21 protein-coding genes are annotated in these 22,574 nt (G+C 40.4%); all 21 read right to left on the bottom strand.

Going from position 1 to position 22,574, the window contains the following annotated elements:
- Positions 1–69: 69 nt before the first annotated feature.
- The 21 genes from ACXACJ_RS17740 to ACXACJ_RS17640 all read right to left on the bottom strand — a co-directional run bounded on the left by ACXACJ_RS17740 (position 70) and on the right by ACXACJ_RS17640 (position 22,522).
- Positions 70–1,035, bottom strand: a complete 966-nt coding sequence (locus ACXACJ_RS17740; protein ID WP_475135753.1) for a bile acid:sodium symporter family protein — start codon at positions 1,033–1,035, stop codon at positions 70–72.
- Complete coding sequence (locus tag ACXACJ_RS17735) at positions 1,032–4,124, bottom strand: efflux RND transporter permease subunit (RefSeq protein WP_475135752.1); 3,093 nt, start codon at positions 4,122–4,124, stop codon at positions 1,032–1,034. Before ACXACJ_RS17735 ends, ACXACJ_RS17740 begins: the two co-directional genes overlap by 4 nt.
- A 5-nt stretch (positions 4,125–4,129) precedes the next feature.
- Positions 4,130–5,236: an efflux RND transporter periplasmic adaptor subunit gene (locus ACXACJ_RS17730; RefSeq protein ID WP_475135751.1), complete on the bottom strand. Its 1,107-nt coding sequence runs from the start codon at positions 5,234–5,236 to the stop codon at positions 4,130–4,132.
- 18 nt (positions 5,237–5,254) lie between these two features.
- Entirely contained in the window at positions 5,255–6,553 is a 1,299-nt protein-coding gene (locus tag ACXACJ_RS17725) for a TolC family protein (RefSeq protein ID WP_475135750.1), read from the bottom strand.
- Positions 6,554–6,691: 138 nt separating this feature from the next.
- The gene (locus ACXACJ_RS17720; protein WP_475135749.1) at positions 6,692–8,062 is read right to left on the bottom strand and encodes a sensor histidine kinase; all 1,371 of its coding nucleotides are present in this window, start codon (positions 8,060–8,062) and stop codon (positions 6,692–6,694) included.
- On the bottom strand, positions 8,059–8,745 hold the full coding sequence (locus ACXACJ_RS17715; protein ID WP_475135748.1) for a response regulator transcription factor: 687 nt from the start codon (positions 8,743–8,745) through the stop codon (positions 8,059–8,061). The genes ACXACJ_RS17720 and ACXACJ_RS17715 overlap by 4 nt, the downstream gene beginning before the upstream one ends.
- Before the next feature lie 74 nt (positions 8,746–8,819).
- Complete coding sequence (locus ACXACJ_RS17710; protein ID WP_475135747.1) at positions 8,820–10,307, bottom strand: bifunctional metallophosphatase/5'-nucleotidase; 1,488 nt, start codon at positions 10,305–10,307, stop codon at positions 8,820–8,822.
- Positions 10,308–10,421: 114 nt separating this feature from the next.
- Positions 10,422–11,552 (bottom strand): glycoside hydrolase family 43 protein, encoded by a 1,131-nt coding sequence (locus tag ACXACJ_RS17705; protein WP_475135746.1) that lies wholly within the window; start codon positions 11,550–11,552, stop codon positions 10,422–10,424.
- Between the two features lie 122 nt (positions 11,553–11,674).
- Entirely contained in the window at positions 11,675–12,517 is an 843-nt protein-coding gene (locus tag ACXACJ_RS17700) for a 3-keto-disaccharide hydrolase (RefSeq protein WP_475135745.1), read from the bottom strand.
- A 358-nt stretch (positions 12,518–12,875) separates the two neighbouring features.
- Positions 12,876–13,058 (bottom strand): hypothetical protein, encoded by a 183-nt coding sequence (locus ACXACJ_RS17695; protein WP_475135744.1) that lies wholly within the window; start codon positions 13,056–13,058, stop codon positions 12,876–12,878.
- Between the two features lie 57 nt (positions 13,059–13,115).
- Positions 13,116–13,691 carry an RNA polymerase sigma factor gene (locus ACXACJ_RS17690; RefSeq protein WP_475135743.1) on the bottom strand — a complete coding sequence of 192 codons (576 nt, stop codon included), beginning with the start codon at positions 13,689–13,691 and terminating at the stop codon, positions 13,116–13,118.
- The gene (locus ACXACJ_RS17685) at positions 13,672–14,055 is read right to left on the bottom strand and encodes a hypothetical protein (RefSeq protein ID WP_475135742.1); all 384 of its coding nucleotides are present in this window, start codon (positions 14,053–14,055) and stop codon (positions 13,672–13,674) included. The genes ACXACJ_RS17690 and ACXACJ_RS17685 overlap by 20 nt, the downstream gene beginning before the upstream one ends.
- A gap of 130 nt (positions 14,056–14,185) precedes the next feature.
- Complete coding sequence (locus ACXACJ_RS17680) at positions 14,186–14,437, bottom strand: acyl carrier protein (RefSeq protein ID WP_475135741.1); 252 nt, start codon at positions 14,435–14,437, stop codon at positions 14,186–14,188.
- Positions 14,438–14,461: 24 nt separating this feature from the next.
- Complete coding sequence (locus ACXACJ_RS17675) at positions 14,462–15,250, bottom strand: DUF4249 domain-containing protein (RefSeq protein WP_475135740.1); 789 nt, start codon at positions 15,248–15,250, stop codon at positions 14,462–14,464.
- Between the two features lie 9 nt (positions 15,251–15,259).
- Positions 15,260–17,569, bottom strand: coding sequence for a TonB-dependent receptor (locus ACXACJ_RS17670; protein WP_475135739.1), 2,310 nt, complete (start codon positions 17,567–17,569; stop codon positions 15,260–15,262).
- Between the two features lie 186 nt (positions 17,570–17,755).
- The gene (locus ACXACJ_RS17665; RefSeq protein WP_475135738.1) at positions 17,756–18,448 is read right to left on the bottom strand and encodes a LytR/AlgR family response regulator transcription factor; all 693 of its coding nucleotides are present in this window, start codon (positions 18,446–18,448) and stop codon (positions 17,756–17,758) included.
- Positions 18,445–19,458 (bottom strand): sensor histidine kinase, encoded by a 1,014-nt coding sequence (locus tag ACXACJ_RS17660; RefSeq protein ID WP_475135737.1) that lies wholly within the window; start codon positions 19,456–19,458, stop codon positions 18,445–18,447. The genes ACXACJ_RS17665 and ACXACJ_RS17660 overlap by 4 nt, the downstream gene beginning before the upstream one ends.
- A gap of 103 nt (positions 19,459–19,561) precedes the next feature.
- Positions 19,562–19,957: a DUF1801 domain-containing protein gene (locus tag ACXACJ_RS17655; protein ID WP_475135736.1), complete on the bottom strand. Its 396-nt coding sequence runs from the start codon at positions 19,955–19,957 to the stop codon at positions 19,562–19,564.
- Between the two features lie 47 nt (positions 19,958–20,004).
- Positions 20,005–20,328: a cupin domain-containing protein gene (locus ACXACJ_RS17650; RefSeq protein WP_475135735.1), complete on the bottom strand. Its 324-nt coding sequence runs from the start codon at positions 20,326–20,328 to the stop codon at positions 20,005–20,007.
- A complete protein-coding gene (locus ACXACJ_RS17645; protein ID WP_475135734.1) occupies positions 20,328–21,323 on the bottom strand; it encodes a bifunctional heptose 7-phosphate kinase/heptose 1-phosphate adenyltransferase in 996 nt (331 codons plus the stop codon). The genes ACXACJ_RS17650 and ACXACJ_RS17645 overlap by 1 nt, the downstream gene beginning before the upstream one ends.
- Positions 21,323–22,522, bottom strand: coding sequence for a pyridoxal phosphate-dependent aminotransferase (locus tag ACXACJ_RS17640; protein WP_475135733.1), 1,200 nt, complete (start codon positions 22,520–22,522; stop codon positions 21,323–21,325). The genes ACXACJ_RS17645 and ACXACJ_RS17640 overlap by 1 nt, the downstream gene beginning before the upstream one ends.
- Between the last annotated feature and the right edge of the window lie 52 nt (positions 22,523–22,574).

Raw genomic sequence — 22,574 nt, 5'->3', positions numbered from 1 at the left:
ATTTGATCCGTTTGAACAAAGCTACAAATCATACCTAAACATGGAAGTTGGGGAACGAAAAACTCGGTTTTAGCTTGTTTCTCTCTTCGCCAGCTTAGTGGCTATTACGCTGATTATAAAGATTTGCATTGCATGGAATAGCATCAATGGAAGTAAAATTAGGCCAGTTGGCATAGTGGCGGGGAAAAGAATTTTGGAGAAAACGGTGCCATGTACAAGTGATTTCTTCGTTCCACAGAATTGTGCTGTGATACTATCTTCCGAATTGAAGCCGAGTTTTTTTGCCATAAAACCAGTGAGGAAATAGGCGATCATAAAAAGTGCGATTACCGCAGAAGCGATAATAAACAGGTCCAGTAGATTTACCGAACTAAACACCTTTTCGCTAAACGATTCAGCAAAGCTTTTATAGATAATCAGTAGAATAATGGACTTATCGAAGAGGGTTAAATAGCGGCTGTATTGCTGAACATATTTCCCCAAGAAACGCTGGAGCATAATGCCTAGAATTACCGGAATAAGGATTTCAGTAATCAGTTTTAGGTAAATGCTGCCCAAGCTAAAATCGCTCGCTGTATTGGTTAAGAAAAGGCCCATCCAAAGAGGAGTGACAACAATTCCTATTAGCCCTGAAATACTGGCGTTGAAAATGGCGGCTGGAATATTTCCTTTGGCGATAGAAACCATAACCACGGATGAAGAAACGGTGGAGGGTAAAGCGGCCAGAAATAAAAAGGAAAGCCAAAGTGTTTGGCCTTCTTCACCAATCAATGGATGAACAGCCAATACGATCAAAGGAAAAAGCACAAATGTTGAAAGCTGCACTAAACAATGCAGCCTCCAGTTTCTGAGTCCGTTTCTGATTTTATCAGGGCTGAGTTTTAATCCATAGAAAAAGAAGATTAGCGAAACGCCAATGCTACCGATCAAACCCAACGGAACTTGGCTTTGGCTACTTCCCCATTGGGGGAAAATATAAGCCATTAAAACGGTAGCGATTATGGCCAATACAAAGCCATCAATTTTTATTTTCATTTTCTGTGTTGCTCTTTTCTATAAGCAAGATAAAATACCTGAGGCAAAACGGTTAATGAGAGAACCATACAAATCAGTAAACCACCTACAATCATAATGGCTAGAGGTTTTTGAATTTCTGAGCCCATCCCTGTTGAAAGTGCCGCAGGCAACAAGCCCATTGATCCCATAAGTGCGATCATCACAATCGGCCGAATTCTACTGTAAACCCCATTGGAAACAGCTTCGCGCAGGGGCATTCTTCTCATATTTTCCTTCATTACTGCTATAAGGATGATACCATTGATCGTGTTTACACCAAATAAAATAATAAATCCAATACCTGCTGATATACCAAAAATGGTTTGTGTTGCCCAGAGGGAAATAAACCCACCCATGAAAGCATATGGGATGGTGCTGGTGGCAATCAAAGTATCTTTGATGGTGCCAAAGTTGAAATATAATAGGAAGAGTATCAACAACAGCACGGCAGGCACGATTACAGCCAATTGCTTACTCGCTCTTTCTTTACTTTCGAACTCGCCAGCCCATTCCATTTTATTTGCTTGAGGTAATTTCACTTCTTGTTCTACCTTAGCTTTGGCTTCGGCAATAGTGCTGCCTAAATCTCGCCCTTCAATACTAAAACCTACTGCAATGTATCTGCTGCTGCCTTCTCTATAAATGAAGGTTGGTCCAGTTATATAGCTAATGGTTGAAATCTCTCTTAGTGGAATTTTCTTGCCATTTTTGGCAGGGATAAGAATTTCTCCAATCTTAACTTCATCATCTCTATATTCTTTGGCAAACCTTAGTCTCACATCGAAAATCCGTTCGTTTTCATAAAACTTCGTTGCGGCTCTTCCTCCAATGGCCATTTCAATCACGGCTTGAGCATCGGCAACATCTACCGAATAGCGCGCCATTTTGCTGTCGTGTAATTGAATTCGTAGTTCTGGTAAGCCAATATTTCGGTAAACGTTCAAGTCTTCAATACCTTCTACATTCCGAATACTATTGGCCACTTGATCAGCATAGTTTTCTAACTCGAACAGGTTTTCACCGAAGATTTTAACCACCAAAGAGCTTTTTACTCCTGCCACATATTCCTCCACATTGTCTTGAATAGGCTGGCTAAAACCAAAAACAATTCCAGGGTATGCTTGTAATGACTGTCGCATCTCTTCTATTAGCTCATCCTTATTTATATTTCTTTCCCATTCTTTATCTGGGTGGAGCTGAATATGAAATTCAATGTTAAAGAAACCGGTAGGGTCGGTGCCGTCATTCGGTCGGCCAACTTGATTGAGTACGAACTTTACTTCTTCAAATTCACGAAGCTTAGTTTTCATTTCTTTAGCTAGCCTGTTCGACTCTTCAATATTTACACTGTTGGGGAGGGTTGCTCTTACATAAATAGCACCTTCGTTGAGTTTTGGAATAAACTCTGATCCATAGAACATAAAGCTCACCGTGCAAATAGCAAGAATGATTCCGAAGCCAACTACTGTTGCTTTTCTACTTTTATTACTCCATAAGAATAAATTGAAAAGCCCTTTTCTGAAGAATCTGGATATCATATTCTCCTTTTCCTGAATATTCTTTCTGAGCATAACCTTGCACATGGCAGGTACATAGGTAATGCTTAAAAGTAGTGAGCCTACCAAAGCATAACCAAGGGTAAAGGCTAGTGGAGAGAACATTTTTCCTTCTACTTTTTGAAAGGAGAAAATTGGTAGAAGTGCTACAATGAGAATAATTTGGGCAAACACTATGTAACCAGCAACGCTTCCGGTACTTCGTTTAATTAATCCCATTTTTCCAATTCGATTGAAACGATCCATGCCTAAATGATGCGCCTTCTTTTCCATTGAGACAAAGACGGTTTCCACAATTACCAGGGTTCCTTCAAGCAATAAACCAAAATCAATGGCACCCATTGAAATGAGGTTGGCTGGTAAACCCTGAATGCGAAGGCATACAATGGCAAAAAGAAAGGAAAGAGGAATTACGGAAGCTACAATTACAGTTGTTCTCCAATTGAAAAGAAAAATGAAGACAATGATTGAAACTAATAGAACTCCTTCTACAATGTTTTTGCTCACGGTGTGAATAGTGGCATCAACTAGTTCAGTACGGTCAATGAAAGGTTCTATTTTTACATCTTTGGGTAGAACCCGATCATTTAGGTCAGCAATTTTTTCTTTCAATCTTGTGATCACATCACCGGGGTTTTCTCCCCTTAGCATAATTACAATACCTTCTACCAGGTCATCCTCATCTTGCAGACCCACTACTCCAAGTCGTGGCTTGGCCGATACCTGAACCTCAGCCACGTGCTTTACAAGAATAGGAGTTGTGCCTCTTACCTCGATCAGAATGTTTTCAATGTCTTCTATGCTTTCGAGCAAGCCAACTCCCCGAACAACATAAGCCTGACTGCCCTTTTCAATTACATCTCCTCCTACATTGATGTTGCTTTTAGAAACAGCTTCATAGACCTCTAAAGGTGATAGGTCATAGTTGGCAAGCTCTGTTGGGTTAATTTTGATTTCGTAGGTTTTTTCTTCTCCTCCAAAGCTCACTACATCGGCAACTCCAGGAACTGAAACTAGCTCTCTTTCTATTACCCAATCATGAAGGGAGGTGAGTTCCTTAATTGGTCGTTTACTTTTAAGAACATACCTAAAAATCTCTCCAGTAGCCCCGTAAGGTGGGTCTATTCCGGCATCTGCACCATCAGGCAAGTCAACTCCTTGCAAGCGATTGGCAGCATATTGTTGAGCGTAAAAGTCTTCTACTTCATCTTCAAAGATTACCGTAACCACTGAAAGTCCGAAAAGAGAAATTGAACGCACCTGAGCTTTTCTAGGTATTGTGTTCATTTGCTTCATTATAGGCAGGGTAACAAACTTTTCTACCTCTTCAGCACTTCTTCCGGGCCACTGGGTTATGATTCGGGCTCGTGTGTTGGTTACATCTGGGAAGGCTTCAATGGGAGTATTGATGTAGCTGATTATTCCCACCACAAGCAATAATGCCGTCAGGAAAAAAACAATGATGTGATTTTTGAGGGAGAAGGCAACTACGTTTTGTACAAACTTCTGCATAGTTTTTAGTTCTGAAAGTTTTTAAGTTGTTCGTAGATGAGAAGCTGGTTTTTGCTCAAGATTTTTTCACCCTCTTGTAGTCCAGAAGCAATAAAAGTGAGTCCTGAATTTTTAGTGAGTATTTCAACTTTCTTTATGGTCAGATCACAGTCGGAAGTATATGCAATCACAAAGTTCTGGTTATTGTCGAATACAATAGATTCTGTGGATATGCTTACTGCTTCTGTGTTGCTTTCTTTCGAAGCCATGACATCTACTAGCATGCCCGGTTTTAGTTTAATGTTGTCATTGGGTAATACCACCCTTGCCTTTAGCACTCTTGCTTCATCGTCATATACTTGTGAAATGGCGGTAATGCTGCCCTTAAAGGTTTCATCAGGATAGGAGAGTGTTTTAATTTCAACAGGCATATTCTCTTTTATGCTGGTTACATTGGAGGCATAAATGTTCACCATAACCCATACCTGGCTCAGGTCTGAAATGGTGAATAATGATTCGCCCTCTGCTGAAATTTGGCTCCCTGCCGTGATTGATTTTTCAGTTATTATACCCGAGGCGGGGGCTTTAATTTGGAAAACACCCTTTTCTTCACTTGCACTGAAAAAACTCAGATAGGCTCTTACTTTTTCTAGGTCTGCTTCAATAATGTCCAAATCGGTTTGGGCTTCAATGAGGTCTTTCTCAGATGAAATGCCATCGCTATACATGGCCTGTATTGCGTCCAATTTCTTTTGAGCTACTTTGGCCTGAGAGGTAAGGTTTTTTTGTTCGGCCTGCAGACTGCTTAACTCTGTACTTTTTAACTCTGCCAAAACCTGGCCTTCATTAACTTTATCGCCTAATGAGAAATAAGTTTTAGAAATTATACCTCCAACCAGACTTATGAAATGAATCACCTTGTCAGGATTTGGCTCTACTGCACCCGTGAGGTGAATTCCTTCAGTAACAGGTTTTTTAATTGATTGCTCAAGGGAAATTTTACTTTTGAAGGAGTCATCTAAACAGAATTTGTCAGCTACTATATGATCGTTCTGTGGCTCTTTGTTATTGTCACAAGCAGACAATAGGGCTACTATAAAGAGTGCCCAAATCAATTGATTCTTATTTTTCATTTTCTTTTTTCTGATGATTTAGTTGATCACTTCTTTGCCAATGGCATAATTCAATTCTTCAGCTTTCTCATTGAGGTCTTTTGTGGCTTCCAAAATGATTTTCTTGTTTTCCAGATAAGCATCAAGGAAGTCGAGATATTCCAATAGGCTGATGTTGCGGTTAGTGAAGTTGGTAGTGTAACTTTCTAAAAGTTCATCTAGAGAATTCTCATAATTAGGTTCGATACTCTCTATAAAATCAATAGCATTAAGTAGGTTCTGATAAGCCAATGCAGCTTCTTGTTCAACCGTTGCATCTTTTTGTTTTGCCAAGATTTCGGATTGCTCTACTCCAATCTGTGCGTGCTTAATGTTTCCCTGATTACGGTTGAAAAAGGGGAGATATATGGAAACTCCAAAGCCAACAAAGTTGAGCATGGTACTACCATTTCTATCATATAATGCCTTTAGGGCAAGGTCTGGAGTTTTTTGAGCTACTTCATAATCGAGCAATTTGCTAGTATAGCTTTGTTCGAGGATTGCCAATTGATAGTCGGGCCTAAATTCTTTGGCATCAATAATTAGGTCGTTGACCATCAGTAGTTTTAGATGGTCAGTTTTTTTGAAATACCCGTCAGGTGAAACTTCAATATAGGTAGCTGGAGATAGGTGCATTAAAAGCTTTAATTCTTTTTGTGCACTATGAATTTCAGTGTTAATGGAGTTGATGTTTTTAGCCATATCTAACTCAAGGGCTTTAAGACGTATTAGCTCTCCTTTAGCAATGTTGCTTAGTTCTACCTGTCTTTGATAAGCCAGAGTGAGTTGTCTCACAGAGTTTAACTGATTGATGTAAATGTTCTTGCTAAACTGTAAGTGTTGAAGGTTTATGAGTTGGCCTCGGAATTCGAGTTTGAGGTTTCTCAATATGTCTTCAAAATATTGTTTGGATTTTTCTATTGAGACTTGCTCCAAATCCATCAGCTTCTTGCGTTTGCCTGCTGTAATGATCAATTGCTCAATTTCAAAGGCAAACTGTTGGTTTCTACCTAAGTCGCCAATGAGAGGAGGAACTACCTCATTTCCTCCAGTTTGGCCTGGTGTAGCCCAAAGATTTACCTGGTCTAAGGTAATAGTTGGGTTAGGCCATAGTTTGGCTTGAATGAGTTGAGCCTCAGCTTGGGGTATTTCAAGCTTTTCAGCCATTAGAGATAGGTTCTCTTTCAGAAAAATGGCTTCATATTCTTGACTGCTTAATCTTAAGGTGTCTTGAGCTTTGGTGGATATAGAAAGGATTAAAAGGCTGAAAAAAAGGGTGCTGCGCTTTATATGGTTCATAGTAATTCTCTAAGTCCACAAAAGTGAGGGCAACAATCTTAAGAAAACCTTAAAGCGAATAAAATTGAGCTTAAATGGATTGTGTGTTAACCATTGAAAGCCAGTTAATTACTAATTTTTGGAGAGGTTTTAAAACAGTTAGCTTGCAGAAAAAACTATGTTGAAGGCATTCTCATTAGGAAGAGTGGATGAGTAGGAAATACTACCATTGCTAAAGGCAAATATCTTTTTAGCAAGAACCAAACCTAGGCCGAACCCGGTTTTGCCACGGCTATTTTCACCTCTAAAAAAGTGATCGAATAGGTATTTGGCCTCTTCTTTGGAAAGGGTTTTACCAGAGTTGATCACGGATATTTTTAATTTCTCAGGGTTGGTGCAGTCTATTTTTATTTCGGCTTTTTTGTTGTCAGAGTATGCTATGCAGTTGGCAAGTAAGTTTTGAAAAGCCTGTTTGATTAACATGCTATTAGCTTTTAAGGCCAGCGTATTTTCGTCTATATCTTCAGGTTCGTAATTAACCTCGAAATTGAAATCCGGGTGAATGCTATTTAGCTCCTGAATGATATCAAAGATCAGTTCATCTAGACGGATGTTCTCGGAGTAAATCTTTTGCCCGGACTCTATTTTAGAAATTTCAAGCAGTGCCTTTATTATATCTCCCAAAGCTTTGGCCTTATTGATTTGATGATCTAGTTCCGTTTTAATTTTGGCTACATCGGAGTAGTCTTTTAGTTTCTCCAGTTCAGAGACTAGTATAGCAATGGGGGTTTTCAACTCATGAGATATGTGCTGAATAGTGTGTTTTTGAAAAGCAAAGGCCTCATTGGTTCTTCTTGAAAGTTGGTTGAACCTTTCAGTGAGCAATTCAAGCTCGTAAGATGAAGTTTCTGGTTTTAACTCAGGAGTGAGTTCTCCACTTAGGTCCAGTGTGCCAAGTTTTTCGGCCAGTTTTGTCAGAGGTTTTGATATTCTATTAGATAAGAAGTGTGCCACAAAGCTTACTGCAACAACAATGGCTGTAAACAGTACGATCAGAACGTTTCTTAGGAAATACATTTTAGAATAGCCAACAGCATCAAAGGCCTTGCTAATAGCATAGTAGCTTTTTTCATTGTTTTCCAGATAAACCCCAACTATGTCATATTCTCCCTCTTTAGTTTCAATCCACTGTTTGGCAGGAGAGAGTTCATTGAGAATGTGTCCATAGCTTTCAATCTGCAGATCATCAATACTGGAGAAGATAAGGTCCTTCTTTGAGTCAAATACCAGCATTTTTTCGTCATAAAAGTCATGGATTGTAAGCTCATCCATAATACTGGCAAGCTCCTCGCTCATTTGTTTGTATTCAATAATGAGCTTTATTGTATATCTGACCTTATCTTTTTGTAGTTGCTGAAACTGTTCTTCTCTGTATTCTGAGAATAGAATGTAAATGATGATCAAAGAAATGGCAGACAGCACAATGACTGTGCTAGAGAAGTATATTAATATTTTATTGCGGATAGTCATTCTACATCCAGATAATAGCCATAACCCACTTTTGTCTTTATGCTATTCTTCCCAAAGGGCTTATCTAGCTTCTTGCGTAAAAAATTCACATACACTTCAATAGTATTGGTGTTAGCATCGAACGAGCTTCCCCATATTTCAGAAATAAGTTCCTTTTTGGCAACAAGCTCCCCTTTGTTTTGGCAAAGCATTTTGAGTATTTGAAATTCCCTCGGTGTAAAAGAGATCTCCTTTCCTTGCCGAAGAACCTTTTTCTGTAGAGGGAAAATGGTAATGTCTCCTGCGATAATGGGAGCATTTTCGCCAGCATCTGACTTGTTGTTTTTGGCTCTCTTGATCAATGCATTAACTCTAATGATAAGTTCTCTCATGAAGAAAGGCTTGGTAAGGTAGTCGTCTGCTCCATTTTGAAAACCTCTGACTTTATCTTCCAATTCGTCAAAAGCGGTTAGCATAATAATTGGAGTGTCAAGATTGAAAAACCGGAATGTTTTGGAGAGATCAAACCCAGTTTTTCCAGGTAGATTAATGTCCATCACAATACAATCGAATGTTTCTCGGTGAAGTAATTTTTCAGCTAATAGCCCATCAAAGACACTCTCAACATTAAATCCTTCGGCAGTTAGTGCCTCATTGATGTTTTTATTTAAGGTAGGATCGTCTTCTATGACTAGTATTTTCATCGCAGCAAAAATACTAATAACTAGAATTTAATAGAAAGGTATCAAGGTCAGTCTATTCGACTTTACTACTATTGTTAGTCCAACGATCTAAAATAAGCCATAATAATATCTCGGACATCATTTTTGATGTCTCCAAAACTTTCTGGGTTTGTGGCTTGGCTTTCGTAGTTTTTGATGAACTCAAGGTTGGCTTCTCCTCCGCCCATAACAAATTCAGGTAAGGCCATTTTGTAAGTTTTGTTAGGTGAAAGTTTTACGCCTTTAATGTACCATCCGTCTGTTTTCTTTTCTGCATTAGCCAACTGCAAATAGCCACCAATCCCAATATTGGTTACGGTGCCGGTTTCCAGAATTCTTTCAACCACATCTCCTTTTAAATCCACGAGCGCGATGCCACCACCAAAAGGGAAGGAGCGCAAAATATCATATTCGGTGATGGTTCCTGTAAGCTGATCATCCAGGCGAATAGAGCCTGAGTTAAAAACAGCTAAATCGGCTTGTGGAGCCACAAATAGAAATGATTCGGCCGTCATGATTGGGTAGTTTGTAGGTTCATAGCGAATACTGCTTTCTCGGCCATCCAAAGTGTCAGAAGTTGTCATTACGATTTCATCCGGTGTGTATCCCATGGCCGCCATGCTTTCATTCGAAATGTTGACCCATTTGTCTACGACAGCTTTCACTTCAGGGTCTTCTTGAATGGTGTAATCGATATGAACCAACTCAGAATTAATGCTGACTTTGTCCGTTGCTTTGTCAAAACTCACGCGATGAACATACACAGTTTTTGCGTTGGCATCGGCCTTGGTCATAATGGTTTTGCCAAAGTTGTATTTCATGTTGGTATGATCGTGGCCACCTAATAAAAGGTCGAGTTCTGGCACAAAATAAGTAGCCAAAGAATCGTCCATTTCCTCTTCCAAATGCGTAATGCCGACCAATACTTCGGCTTCATCTTTCACCTTTTCATACACTTGCTTTACGGACGCGTATTTGTCAGTATAGCTAACGTAATCCTTTTTGTTGAAGGGCACGGTGCTACCAAAAAAAGCAACATCAACGCCATCGAAAGTCTTCATGATATGGTCTGGAAAAGCCTTTCCGTTTTGCTGCCAGTCGGTTACTTTTCCATCTACCACATGAAAAACATTGGTGGTAGTCCAGTCAAACTCCGATTCAGCAATGCGTTTCAGTAATTCTCCTTCCTTAATATCGTATTCGTGATTGCCAGGCACTACAATATCAACACCAAGGGCATTCATCACTTCCACCATATGTTTGCCCGCGATTTTCTCGCCTTGGTAAGTCAAAGTTCCTATTAAAGAAGGGCTCACAAAATCTCCCGAAAGGGTGGTGATTACGTTCGGATTTTCCTTCAGCAAATTCTTTCGCACTGTAGCTACTCGTGCCATGCCTGCAACTTTACCGCCTTCCAATGGAGCAATTTCATAAACGTCATTCATTTGAAGGATAATGAACTCTACCTTTTCTGACTTTTTTGGAGCACAAGAAATGGCCGATAAAAGAAAGGCAAGACAGAAAAATTGGATGATGGTTTTCATGAAAAATGGATTTTAATAGCAGGAATAAAGGTAAGAAAATAGAAGGGTGTGAAGCGCTGGAGTTCCACTTTCCCATGTTTTAAATCATAGGAAAGTGGCATGAAAAGTATCTTCTTATGGCTTGAAAGGTAGAGGCTGAGATTTTGTAGTTGGGCCATCTACGATAAGCTGACCTTGTTCATTAATGTGCATTTCATCAATGAAAACTACTCTATTATCGCCACTTTGGGTAGTTCTGCCATGATACACAGTGTACATTTTAGAACTATCGGCATTGAACAAAACCATGTTATGGCCCGTGCCAGTTACATCGCCTCCTTGGTCAATATTCTTTTGCAATACAGGGTTGTTGGCCGCTTTGGTAAATGGGCCCAGCGGATTATCGCCTGTGGCGTAACCCACTGCATAGTTTTTACCAGCAAAATAATTGGCAGAATACATAATGTAGTAAGTGCCCTTGCGCTCAAAAATAAAAGAGCCTTCCGTCCATCTTTTGTTGATTTCTTGAGAAGTGACCGATCTACTTTCCCATTCCGCTTGCTCATCGTCCATATTTACTGGCGGTCTCAGCAATAACTGAGGTTCACCAATTACTCCACTAAAATCGGATTTAAGCTCAACGCCATATACCCAACTTTCTTCGATTTCATTATACAAACCTTTTTCATGAGCCCAATCTGCCACTTCGCTTTCTACAGGATGTTTATAGCAAACGCGTGAATAGTACAGGTACGTTTTTCCGTTTTTATCGAAAAGTACGTTGGCATCGATAATGGGGTATCCAGGATTGAAAATGGGGCGATCGTAAAGATCGGTAAAGGGACCAGTGGGTTTGTCCGATGCCGCTACGCCAATCATAAAGTTTTCTTCTTCATGGGTGGGGTTTTCTTTCCATTGAGCGCTGAAGAAAATGTAATACTTGCCGTTTCGTTTGTAAACTTCCGGAGCCCAGAACCACTTTTCGTTCCAAGAATCTGCTGTATTGCCGGTGTACACTTGGCCTTCAAAATTCCAATTAACCAAGTCAGTAGAAGAATAGGCTGCAAATCCATCTTCGGCACCACCGCCCGTGCCATACATATAGTAAGTGCCGTTTCCGTCATTCAGAATATATGGATCTCCAAATTCTACATCTATCGGGTTCGCATAAGTTGCTATAGTCTCGTTGGTGGTTTCTTTCTTCTTCTCTTTACAGGAAACAATGATGGCTGAAACGATTAAAAGTAGGTAATGGGCTTTTTTCATGGAGTGAATTTAATGAAAAGCATCTCGAATGCATGTTGAATGGAATTTGTGAAGCTCTGTTCTAGATGAATATACTTTCGTAAAGTTTTAAACTTTGAGAAAGTTGAGTTCCAGGCAATTGTTTATACCCCTTCAGGAAGCTCACTGATATTTTCAACTTTTAAGTTTCGGTAGAAAACCTCTGCGCCTTCGGACTGAATTTGAATTTTCCCTTTGGTTAGAGGCACTAATGATTCGCCTTCAATTTGACGCGAATTGTAAAGCACCATCACTACTTTTCCATTGATCATATGCACGGCAGTTCCATTGAAGCAATATAAATCGACTGTATTCCATTCGCCTGTCGGCTTTTCTCCATCAGGGCTTTTCACTACATGTCTGTTATTTTCGCTGTTTTCGCTGAAATACATTTTCTCTCCTTTCGGGTCGTAGATGAAGTTTTCACCATCCTTTACCACCGGAATATCAAATGCGCCACCTGCTACACCCCAATAATCGCCACAGTCGCCTTCTTGAATTTGAAACTCTTGAGAGCGCATCCAAGCATTGGCATCCACGCCATGTGGACCCACAGCAAAATAGAGCACACCACTATCGCGCTTTGAGTTTTCGCGTGGAGGCCATTTAAGTTCGCCCCATTTGAATTGAAGCTGCAAGTGAAAATTGCTGAATTCTTGAGTGGTGGAAATACCTCCAAAATTTTCTCCCGAAATGCGTAAGGCAGAAGCTCCATCTTCTTCTACTACTGAAAAAACATGGTTTGGGTCGTTGTTTAAGCCCATGTTTTCGCCTTCAAATTGTTTGGTTTCCGGATTGTAATTGGGACCTACGTAAGTGTCCCAACCAGAAAGGTCTTTACCATTGAAGAGGTTTGTCCATTGGCTGGTTTCTTGTTTTTCGGATTGTTTTGGAGAATGGCAGGAGATAAAAAGAAGGCAGGTGCCTATAAAAAGAAATGGCTTCATGGTACTAAGGTTGATTATGAGAAATAAGTTAGAAGTAATTATAGTATTTCAACACTTATTGCCTTGCAAATCCATGAGTGGTAGGAGGGAAGGGACATGATAAATTTTCCAAAAGTTCTAGACTTTTGGAAAGCTCTGCTGGAAATTACTTCTTATCTAAAAACTTCCCTAAAAGCGGAACGCTTAAATCGCTCTCTTTAAAATCTGAAGTGGTAGTGGTTATTTCTCCTAAACATTCGCTCTGAATGCTTGGTATAAATGCTAGTTCAGAACTTTGGATCAATGAAGGGGATTAAACTTTCCAAAAGTTTAGAGCTTTTGGAAAGTTGTAGTTCTGTCGGTTAGAATTAAAGCATCTCTAAGGCAGCTCGTCACAATCAAAGCCTTGGCTGTTGAGAATGGTGATTACAGTTTGTGGAGGAATTTCAGCGGCTTCTACCCGAAGTATTTTATCGCAGTCTTCCAGATCGAAATTCCATTTTTCCAAAGGCAGCAAAATATTCAAAAATGAGCCCACGAGACTAGCCTGATTTTCGCTCATTACAGAAGTTTTAAAAACGTGGATCATAGTAATAGTTTTGAGTAAGGTTGTTTTGAATTATTGATTTATCAGTTCTTCATAAGTTGATCGGAGCCTTTTCCGAAGAAATTTTACCGCATAATGCTTTCTTGAAAGCAAAGTGTTTACGGCCACTCCTGTTACTTCCGAAATCTCTTTTACAGGCAATCCTTCCAGTTCTGTCAGTTCAAAGATTTCGCGTTGCTCAAGGGGAAGTTCTGTTAGTGCTCTTTCCAGTTCTTCCCACATCAGTGAGCGGATATATACATTTACCGGACTTTCGGATTCATCGGCCTGTGGAAACAAGGATGAAATAATGTCATCTTGTTCATCTGCGTCAGCATCAATCGGAAGGCTGGTTTCTTTCTTTTTCTTGTTTTTGTTTATGATAAGGTTTCGTGCCACACGAAACAGCCAGCCCGAAATATTTTCTATCGGATTGTGCGTAGTGTCCATGGTTTGCACAAACTGATAGAACACATCCTGCGCTATATCCTCAGCGTCTTCGGTGGTTCGCACCCTGTTTTTAATGAAAGATCGAATTCGGGGCTGATGCTCCTTAATCTGTCTTTCAATATTTTCCCTATGTTCAGTTTTACTCACCGTGAGGAGCATCTTTTTCGTGGGTTTCTGAATCGGAACAGAAATTTTCCATACGGCTTTGCCACTCGGCAAACTTCCTTTTTTTGAACCACTCCCTGCGTTCTTCTGGGCTCATGTTCATCCACTTTTCACGCCCGGCATGCGATCCCCATTTTCCACGGTGGTTGTGTTTACCTTTTGGTCCCATGCCCGAAAAAAGGAGTCTTGATAATACGAATAGCCCAAGTGCCTGCCAGAAAGTGATGGTGGTTAAGCCAAAAATTTCGGGCATTAGCCAGTTCCACAGCAGCATAATAACCGACCCGAATAAGGTCAAGGCTATGGCTCCAAACAGTGGAAAGAAGATGAACCTGTATTTAAATATAAACCCTTTCATTCTCATTTTGCGATCATTAATCTATGCTCTTGATTAGGTAGACAACCGAGCCAAGAAAATATTTTAGGTTGATAGTGAATTTTTTGCTGGTTTCTAATTAATGGGTTGAATATTAATGGTTTAACCAAAATTATTCTGGTATTGAATTTACAAGAAGTGTTACCAAGTCAGAAATCGTTTTCGATTCAAAAACGAGGTCGATATCGATGGGGGTATTGAATAGCTCCTCGATATCGACCTTTAGGAAGTAGTAGTCGTTGCTGTCTAGTTTTAAATCATCCCTTAACATCGTTTTGGGAGATATTTGTGAATTTGGAACTCCGGTTTTAATGAGCAGTTGCCTGATGACATTAAAATATTGTCTTCTGGTTTCTGATTTCACTTTTTAATCTTGATGTGTCTGTTATCACCTGATAATCGCGGTTTTTGTTTCAGTTGTGTAAGCGGAGAAAATACCCAATGAGCCACCAGTAATATTGTTCGGTGGATTAGATGGGGTTGCCCCACCGCCTGGACCGCTCTCTTCAATTTGAGACAGAGTATAATAGTAGTTGTAGGTGTCTAAATCAATGCAGAGCATAGTTACCTCTATGTTATCGCCTTTATAAAACTTCAGGTCATCGCTGAAGAATGGTTGCTGGTTGAGCCCTCCATTACCAATATTGTCATTAGTCACCTGAAAGGACTTATCTGCAATGCCATTCGCAGTGAAGAAAAAGCGGTAGTTATTGCCAAACTCTTCGGGATCGATAAACAGTGGAACTATGGAGTAGGTGTCTGTTTCTCCGGGTTCATTGAATTCATCGAATTGAATGGTATCTAAACTGACCTTTTCTGGCATAGTTGAAACAGCAGAATATTCTTTGCCTTCTACATTAACATTTAGGGTATAGGTGTTTCCAGATTTACCTGAGATAATGCTTGTCTCATAAATGCCGGGGGAAGTCTCTGTTAAGTTGTCTATTGTCCCTTCATTGTCAGAAATGGTGACTATAGCACCAGAAACAGGAGGGAAGCTGTTAGGGTCAGAAAAGCCGACCGTTTTAGTGATCCTTACCCTGTATGGACCGGATTGGTCAGAAATATTGCCTTCAATCACAATCTGTGAACCGGCATTGTCTAAATCTAGATCGATCTCTTTTTCACACGAAGTGAAGAAACAAATGACCAAAAAGATGCTTATGTATTTTTTCATGATAATGTCTTAGAATTTGAAATTGTAGGTAACTGAAGGAACCCAGCGAAAGAGTGATGTCTGCATTGCCCTGGTTCTTGTCAAATCACTTGGATCGTCTTCAAACCGAATTGAAAATGCATTTTGTCGGCCATAGACATTGTAAATGCTGAAGTTCCACGAAGATTCGAACCTTTTGTTTTTATGTGGTTTTGTGTAGGTCGCACCAAAATCAAGGCGGTGATAGGCCGGAACGCGGTAGCTGTTGCGCTTGTCATAGTAGAAAACCGTATTGTCTCCAATACCATATTTTCCACTTGGAAAGGTAACGGCATTACCGGTATTATAAACAAAAAGACCTGAGAGTGACCAGCGATCCGACAGCTCATACATGGTCACTACAGAAAGGTCATGGGTGCGATCTTGCTTGGCATTGTACCAATTGCTGTTGTTGATACCTTCAATCTTTCTTTCGGTTTTGGAAAGAGTGTAGCCAACCCAACCTGTGAATTTGCCTTGTGCTTTCTTTATTAATAATTCAACACCATAGGCTCTTCCTTTTCCATAAAGCAGCTCACTTTCAATGTCGGGTGCAGAATTAATGTCAGCCCCGTTTTTATAGTCTACCTGGTTCTGGAGGTTTTTATAATAGGTTTCAACGCTGAACTGGTATTGATTATCCTTGAAGTTTCTGAAATAGCCCAAACTGATTTGATCTGAGATTTCAGGTTTAATGTTGTAGGAATTACCTATCCATTGATCTGTGGGAGTATTGAAGCCACTGTTACTCAACAAGTGCATATGCTGTGTATTTCGGGCGTAGCCACCTTTTATGCTACTGGTTGGATTGAGCAAGAAATTGAATTGCATTCGAGGCTCAAGGTTATAATAGGTTTTCCCAAAATCTCCCGATTCTAACACTATGCTATTTGTAAGAACACCTTGATCATAAATATTGTAGGTGTCTCCGCCAAGTATGGAGTAAGCGCTGAAACGCAAACCGTAGTCAAGAGTGAATTTAGGGTTTAGCTCCATGGTATTATTGATGAAGGCAGCGTTTTCCCAACCGTATCTGCCACTCTTTTGAGGCTCATCAATGACATTTCCTGTAAACCGATTAGGAACAAGATTGTGGTGGATACTATTGAATCCAAAGCGGATAGAGTTTTTAAAGTCAGGGAAATATTGAAACTCTTGCTTGAAGTTCCAGTCTGTAATTTCTGAGTTAATATTTAGGTAACTGTCTCCACTAGTAATGCCCAGTTTATAACTGTAGTTGCTGAAAATCACTGATGTATTAGAGAAGAGCTTCGGGCTTATTAAGCTGTTCCATCTGAGGGTGCCGGTTTTGTTTCCCCAATCAATACCAAAGGCACCAACTAGCAATTTGTCTCTACCAAAGTACCCGGAAAGAAAGAGTTTGTTCTTATCATTGATCCGGTAGTTGGCTTTCACATTGTAATCATAGAAATACAATGAGTTATCCTTAAAGTCGTCTGTGAGTTTTAGAAATAGGTCAGCATAAGTACGCCTACCTGAGACTATGAATGAACCTTTGTCTTTTACAATTGGTCCTTCGAGGCTGAGTTTACTGCTTATAAGACCAATTCCGCCAGAAAGAGTGTATCTCTGGTTATTGCCTTCTTTCATTTTAACATCCAGTACAGACGATAGTCTTCCTCCGTATTGTGCAGGACTGTTCCCTTTAATGATGGTCACATCTTTCAGGGCATCGCTGTTAAAGGTTGAAAAGAAGCCCAGAAGATGGGAGGCATTATATATCGGTGCTTCGTCCAACAAGATCAGGTTCTGATCTGTTGAACCACCTCGCACAAAGAAGCCACTACTTCCTTCACCGGCCGATTTCACACCAGGCAACAATTGTATAGTCTTAAGCACGTCTTTCTCGCCAAAGATGACAGGCAGTTTGGCCACCTCCTTTACATCCAGCTTTTCCACGCCAATTTCGGCTTTGGTAATGTTGTCGTCCTCCCGTTCTGCTGTAACTACAACCTCTTGCATCTCTAAAACCTCTTCGGATAGAGCTCGATCTAATTTCACATTTGCGTTAAGGTTTACCAGAACCGTATCGGTTTTGTATCCAATGAATGTGTAAACAATGTGGTATTCTCCCTGAGGTAAGGTCAGAGAATAAAAGCCATACTCATTGCATATTGCTCCAACTCCAGAAAGTTCTAGAGGATAAATGGTTACACCAATCATGGTTTCACCTGTTTCCTTGTCTTTGATTGTGCCACTGATGGTGTGCTTCTGTTGAGCCAGAATAAGCTGAGTTCCCAAAAGAAGCAGTAGGGCGATTATTGATGATTTCCTATACATACTCGTGAATTGTTGCAGAGTGACATTTCGACTCACTCTGCATTTGTGAAATTTTGTTTTTGACTTCACGAAAGTGTAGCAAACAGGAGTGCCCACAAATTTTTTGAGAAGAAGGGCTAGGATTGAGCGAAGAAGGACGAGTTCTGGCTTAAGATGAGTTATAATCAGGCTTATGTTGAAGACCGATCAAGAAGAATATCGAGCAAAAAAGTCTTTGATGTATGTCTTTCCAATTGGGAACTCATTTTCTCCAATACTGATGGTGGTTCCTCTAACAGCTTCAATGCTTTTGAAAGGTAAAATGAAGCTTCTGTGTATTCTTATGAAGTCTGTTTCAGGTAGTTTCTGCATCATTGACTTCATGGACATTCTGGCCACAACAGGTTTTCGGTCTTTGATGTGAATTTTCAGGTAGTCTGCCAGCCCCTCTATATAAAGTATGTCGTCCAGAGGAATCTTGACTAAACTGAAGTCTGCACGAACGAAAATGCTTTTTTCTTCACTATTGTCTTTCTGATGAATATGGTCGAAGTATTCCTTGGCCTTAGCAATGGCTTTTGAAAACCGCTTTTGATTAATAGGTTTTAGCAAATAGTCGATAGCATTTAGTTCATAGCTAACAACCGCATATTCGCTAAAGGCTGTGGTAAAAATTACCATGGTGTTTTGCTGCATTGATTTGACCAGGTGAATGCCCGTCATTGCTGGCATCTGAATGTCACAGAAAATAAGGTCTACTGGAAATTTCTTCAAATGCTTTAGTGCCTCACTTGGCTGGGTAAAGGTTTTGATGAGACTAACGCTATCGCTTTTCTCGCACAAGGATAGAATCACAGAAAGTGCTAAAGGTTCATCGTCTATGGCAATGGCATTCATCATTGTAGGTTGATATGTAGTGAGACTGAAAACGTCTTTTCTCTGTCGTTAATTACCAGAAGATGCTTTGATGGGTAACTCAGATTTAACCGGTGTTTTGTGTTTTCAATACCCAAACCGCTGCTCTCAGAGATATCCCTTTGAACATCAACTTTATTGTTGGTGACATTCAGTTGAAACTGCTCCTTTTCCATCGAGATTTCAATTTTAATATGACTTTTCTGTTCAGAATTGACACCGTGCTTGAAAGCATTCTCAACAAATGGTATTATCAGCATAGGTGCAATTCGCAAGGAAGGTATGCTTTCCGGGCTATTGAATTCTAGTTTAACACTTCGGTCTAACCTCATTTTCTGCAGCTCGATGAAATTGCTTACATAGTTTATTTCATCTTCAAGAAGCACAAAGTCTTGCTGAGAGTTTTTCATGGAATAGCGCATCATCTCAGAGAGCTTGTCTACCATGTCGGCTGTTTTTGGTGAGCTATCTATGGCAGTGGCATAAATGTTATTTAGGGTGTTGAACAGGAAATGTGGATTGATTTGTGATTTGAGCGAGGCAATTTGAGCTGAAAGCTTCTCACTTTCGGTTTGCTTCAGTCTGTTATAACCTGTCCACAAGATAGACGACACTATGGAAAGCAGCCATAATAGAAAGGAGTTGACGATAATTACCGGAAAGATCTTCTCCGTTTCGGGCACTGTTTCTGATTTGAAATCGGGAGAGAAGAAAATCATTCCAGAAATCAGAAAAACGGCAACAATCACTAGGAATAATAATACAAAGTAAAGCCAATACCTTTTGGTGAGGAGGTACTTTGGAATTAGAAATAGATAGTTGAAGTAAAAGACAATGATCAGAATTGAGCTTAGGGCTAGGCAGAGCAGCAAGTACCTTTTGTCAGAGGAAGCATCCAATGCGCTATAAACCTGATCGGTAGAAACGTATGGAATTACCAGAAGTAATATCCATATCAGTGTATGAGTTGCAAAGGTGAATGGTTTGACCTTCATTTCTTTTGTGAATCAGATTTACTCTACAAACCAACGATATTATTGTCCCACCTCAAAAAAATGAGAAAAAGGGAAGGAGTTTGTGGAAGAAGGTATGGTTTGATTAATAGTTCAGCCTATTCCTTATGTCTTTGTAAGCTGCCATTATCAAAGTAGAAATAGCTTTCTCATTATGCTCAGTACCAGGTCTAAGCTTTACATGGCGCATATGTTTTCCTGTGCCTTCTAATATTCCTGAAGGGTCGGGTAGATAAGCTCCATAGAAAAAACCAACATTTACATGCGATGTGAAGGCATTCACATAGGCGAAAGGTGCGTCCTCAATGCAGCCAATAGGGTAATTGTCGTGAATAATGGTCTCTACTTCGGGACCAACGTTTTTAATTGCTTCCATCCATTGAGCAGCAAGTGGCCTAAGTATTTCAGCTTTTTGTTCGAGCCAAAAATCAAAGTCTATATCCTGAATGTCTTTACCGGAGTAGCGGAGGAGGTTTGGCATTTCTATAGACTTTTAAAGTGGAAATCAAATCTAAGAAATCCTTTCCCTCACCTATAATCTTCCCTTACAGGGCTAAAAACATCGAGCAGTTGGCAGTCGGTAATGGCTCGGCCTGAATGGATGGCGTTGGAAGGAATAACGGCTATATCGCCTGCTTTCATCAGCTTGGTTTCTCCTTCAAGGGTAAGTTCAAATTCCCCGCTGATTACCTGCGCAGCAACTTGTTCGTGAGGATGTGAATGTTCAGGCAATACACTGCCCGCTTTAATGTCCCAATAAGCCAAGGTCATGTTTTCGGAATGCACCATTCTGGCGGTAAAACCTGGCACAATTTCCTTTGCTTCTACATGTTCGAGATTAATGAAAGGCATTAGCTCAGAATTTCGTTGTCTTCGATTTCTTCGGCTAAATCCTCTTTATTGATAGGCACAACGCCAACATATTCGCAAACCAAACCACCTGCTAAATTTGCGATAGCCGCAGATGTACTAGCCGATAAACCAGAAGCCAAGGCACAGGCCATTACGCTGATTACAGTGTCACCAGCTCCGGAAACATCTGAAATTTGACGCACATGTGCTGGAATAAGGTGAGTGTCTCCGTTGTCTTTAATGAAAACGCCATGTTCTGAAAGCGTTACCATCACCATTTTTACATTCAGTTTTTCCTGAAGCAGTTTTACAGCTTCGCGGATGGAGTTCAGATCTTTGGGGTCAACTGCTATTCCCAAACCTTCGCGAAGCTCTTTCAAATTAGGTTTGAAGAGTGTGGCGCCTTTATAATCCATAAAGTTGCGCTTTTTGGGATCCACTACCGTGGGAATGCCCAAACGGTTGGCCTCGCTTATGGTTTCTGAAATAATGGTTGGGTTGATAACTCCTTTGTCATAGTCTTCAAAAATCACCACATCGCACTCAGGCAATAGGTTTTTGATATGCTGAAGAAGTGACTTTTGTTCGAGTTCGCTTAAATCACGATCCGTTTCGGTATCTACGCGGAGCATTTGGTGAGAACCTGCAAGAATTCTCTCTTTTACGGTGGTTTCTCTTTCAGCGCTGGTAATCACTCCTTTGCTAGGAATGCCTTTGTCTTCTAATCGAGATAAAAAGAATTCGCCATCAAGGTCTTCGCCCACAATGGCACAAGGTATAGGTGTAGCACCCAACGACTGTACATTGAGTGCTACATTGGCAGCGCCACCAAGTCTCTTCTCTTTTCTTTCGGCTAAAACTACGGGTACGGGCGCTTCTGGCGAAATGCGAGAAACTTTTCCCCATACATAAGAATCGACCATTACATCTCCAATAACCAGTACTTTGAGTTTAGAAAATGCTTCGAAAAGATCGTTGACGTTGGTATGCGACATTATTTCAATTTTGATACTGCTTCTTTAATTCTTTTGATGGCTTCGCGAAGATCGGCTTCAGAAGCTGCGTAAGACAGTCTTATGCAGTTTTCATCGCCAAAAGCATCTCCGGTTACAACAGAAACATGGGCATTTTCTAGAATATACATGCTTAGGTCGTTGGCATCTTTGACGGTGGTAGAACCATCAGATTTACCGAATAATTCACTTACATCGGGGAAGAAGTAGAAAGCTCCGGTTGGTAGGTTGGTTTTAAAGCCAGGAACTTCGTCTAAAAGTTCTTTCACCAAATCCCTTCTTCTTAAATATTCTTTGGCCATTTCTTGAGTTGGGCCAAGATCGGTGGTTAAAGCTACTAAAGCGGCTCTTTGGGCAATGCTACAGTTGGCAGAAGTTAACTGACCCTGAATTTTATTACAGGCTTTGGCGATCCAAGTTGGAGCGCCAATATAACCAACTCTCCAGCCCGTCATGGCGAAACCTTTGGCCATTCCGTTTACGGTAACGGTTCTTTCCAGCATGCCATCAATAGCACCAATGCTGGCGTGAGCTCCGGTGTAGTTAATGTGCTCGTAAATTTCATCGGCAATAACCACAAGGTTTTCGTGCTTTAAAACCACTTTAGAAATGGCTTCTAGTTCTACTTTAGTAAAAACAGAACCTGTAGGGTTACAAGGAGAAGAGAAAATAACCGCTTTGGTTTTTGGCGTGATAGCAGCTTCAAGCTGATCTGCAGTTACTTTAAAGTCTGATTCAATGCCTCCTTTGATGTAAACAGGTACACCGCCCGCCAATTCGATCAAGGCAGAGTAGCTTACCCAGAATGGAGAAAATACCACTACTTCGTCACCTTCGTTCAAAAGGGCTAAGAAGATATTGGCAATAGATTGCTTAGCTCCGTTAGAAACCACAATCTGATCGGCAGTATAGTTAAGTCCGTTTTCTTCCTTAAACTTTTTAACAATGGCTTGTCTCAAGTCGGCATAACCGTTTACTGGCGGATAAGCAAAGTATTTGCCTTCGTCAATAGCGGCCTTGGCGCCATCTTGAATGTGTTGAGGGGTTTTGAAATCGGGTTCTCCTAAGCTTAGGCTAATTACATTAATGCCTTGCTCTTTATACTCTCTGGCTTTAGCGGCCATGGCAAGCGTGGCCGACTCGGCCATGTTTTTCACTCGATCAGATACCATTGTAGACATGTTCTTTATATACGGGGCAAAAGTAGGGATTTATAGAATGTAGTACCAACAA

The organism is Roseivirga sp. AWQ4_251 (genome assembly GCF_056158225.1).
Note: the sequence above shows the minus strand (reverse complement) of the source record. Positions and strands in the feature narration are given on the sequence as shown.

Coding starts and splice junctions, on each gene's coding strand:
- ACXACJ_RS17655 (WP_475135736.1), bottom strand. CDS start 19,957: ATGCCAAACCTCCTCCGCTACTCCGGTAAAGACATTCAGGATATAGAC.
- ACXACJ_RS17715 (WP_475135748.1), bottom strand. CDS start 8,745: ATGAAAATACTAGTCATAGAAGACGATCCTACCTTAAATAAAAACATC.
- ACXACJ_RS17710 (WP_475135747.1), bottom strand. CDS start 10,307: ATGAAAACCATCATCCAATTTTTCTGTCTTGCCTTTCTTTTATCGGCC.
- ACXACJ_RS17660 (WP_475135737.1), bottom strand. CDS start 19,458: ATGAAGGTCAAACCATTCACCTTTGCAACTCATACACTGATATGGATA.
- ACXACJ_RS17650 (WP_475135735.1), bottom strand. CDS start 20,328: ATGCCTTTCATTAATCTCGAACATGTAGAAGCAAAGGAAATTGTGCCA.
- ACXACJ_RS17735 (WP_475135752.1), bottom strand. CDS start 4,124: ATGCAGAAGTTTGTACAAAACGTAGTTGCCTTCTCCCTCAAAAATCAC.
- ACXACJ_RS17675 (WP_475135740.1), bottom strand. CDS start 15,250: ATGAAAAAATACATAAGCATCTTTTTGGTCATTTGTTTCTTCACTTCG.
- ACXACJ_RS17695 (WP_475135744.1), bottom strand. CDS start 13,058: ATGAGCGAAAATCAGGCTAGTCTCGTGGGCTCATTTTTGAATATTTTG.
- ACXACJ_RS17640 (WP_475135733.1), bottom strand. CDS start 22,522: ATGTCTACAATGGTATCTGATCGAGTGAAAAACATGGCCGAGTCGGCC.
- ACXACJ_RS17700 (WP_475135745.1), bottom strand. CDS start 12,517: ATGAAGCCATTTCTTTTTATAGGCACCTGCCTTCTTTTTATCTCCTGC.
- ACXACJ_RS17665 (WP_475135738.1), bottom strand. CDS start 18,448: ATGATGAATGCCATTGCCATAGACGATGAACCTTTAGCACTTTCTGTG.
- ACXACJ_RS17645 (WP_475135734.1), bottom strand. CDS start 21,323: ATGTCGCATACCAACGTCAACGATCTTTTCGAAGCATTTTCTAAACTC.
- ACXACJ_RS17740 (WP_475135753.1), bottom strand. CDS start 1,035: ATGAAAATAAAAATTGATGGCTTTGTATTGGCCATAATCGCTACCGTT.
- ACXACJ_RS17730 (WP_475135751.1), bottom strand. CDS start 5,236: ATGAAAAATAAGAATCAATTGATTTGGGCACTCTTTATAGTAGCCCTA.
- ACXACJ_RS17720 (WP_475135749.1), bottom strand. CDS start 8,062: ATGACTATCCGCAATAAAATATTAATATACTTCTCTAGCACAGTCATT.
- ACXACJ_RS17705 (WP_475135746.1), bottom strand. CDS start 11,552: ATGAAAAAAGCCCATTACCTACTTTTAATCGTTTCAGCCATCATTGTT.
- ACXACJ_RS17690 (WP_475135743.1), bottom strand. CDS start 13,691: ATGCTCCTCACGGTGAGTAAAACTGAACATAGGGAAAATATTGAAAGA.
- ACXACJ_RS17670 (WP_475135739.1), bottom strand. CDS start 17,569: ATGTATAGGAAATCATCAATAATCGCCCTACTGCTTCTTTTGGGAACT.
- ACXACJ_RS17725 (WP_475135750.1), bottom strand. CDS start 6,553: ATGAACCATATAAAGCGCAGCACCCTTTTTTTCAGCCTTTTAATCCTT.
- ACXACJ_RS17685 (WP_475135742.1), bottom strand. CDS start 14,055: ATGAAAGGGTTTATATTTAAATACAGGTTCATCTTCTTTCCACTGTTT.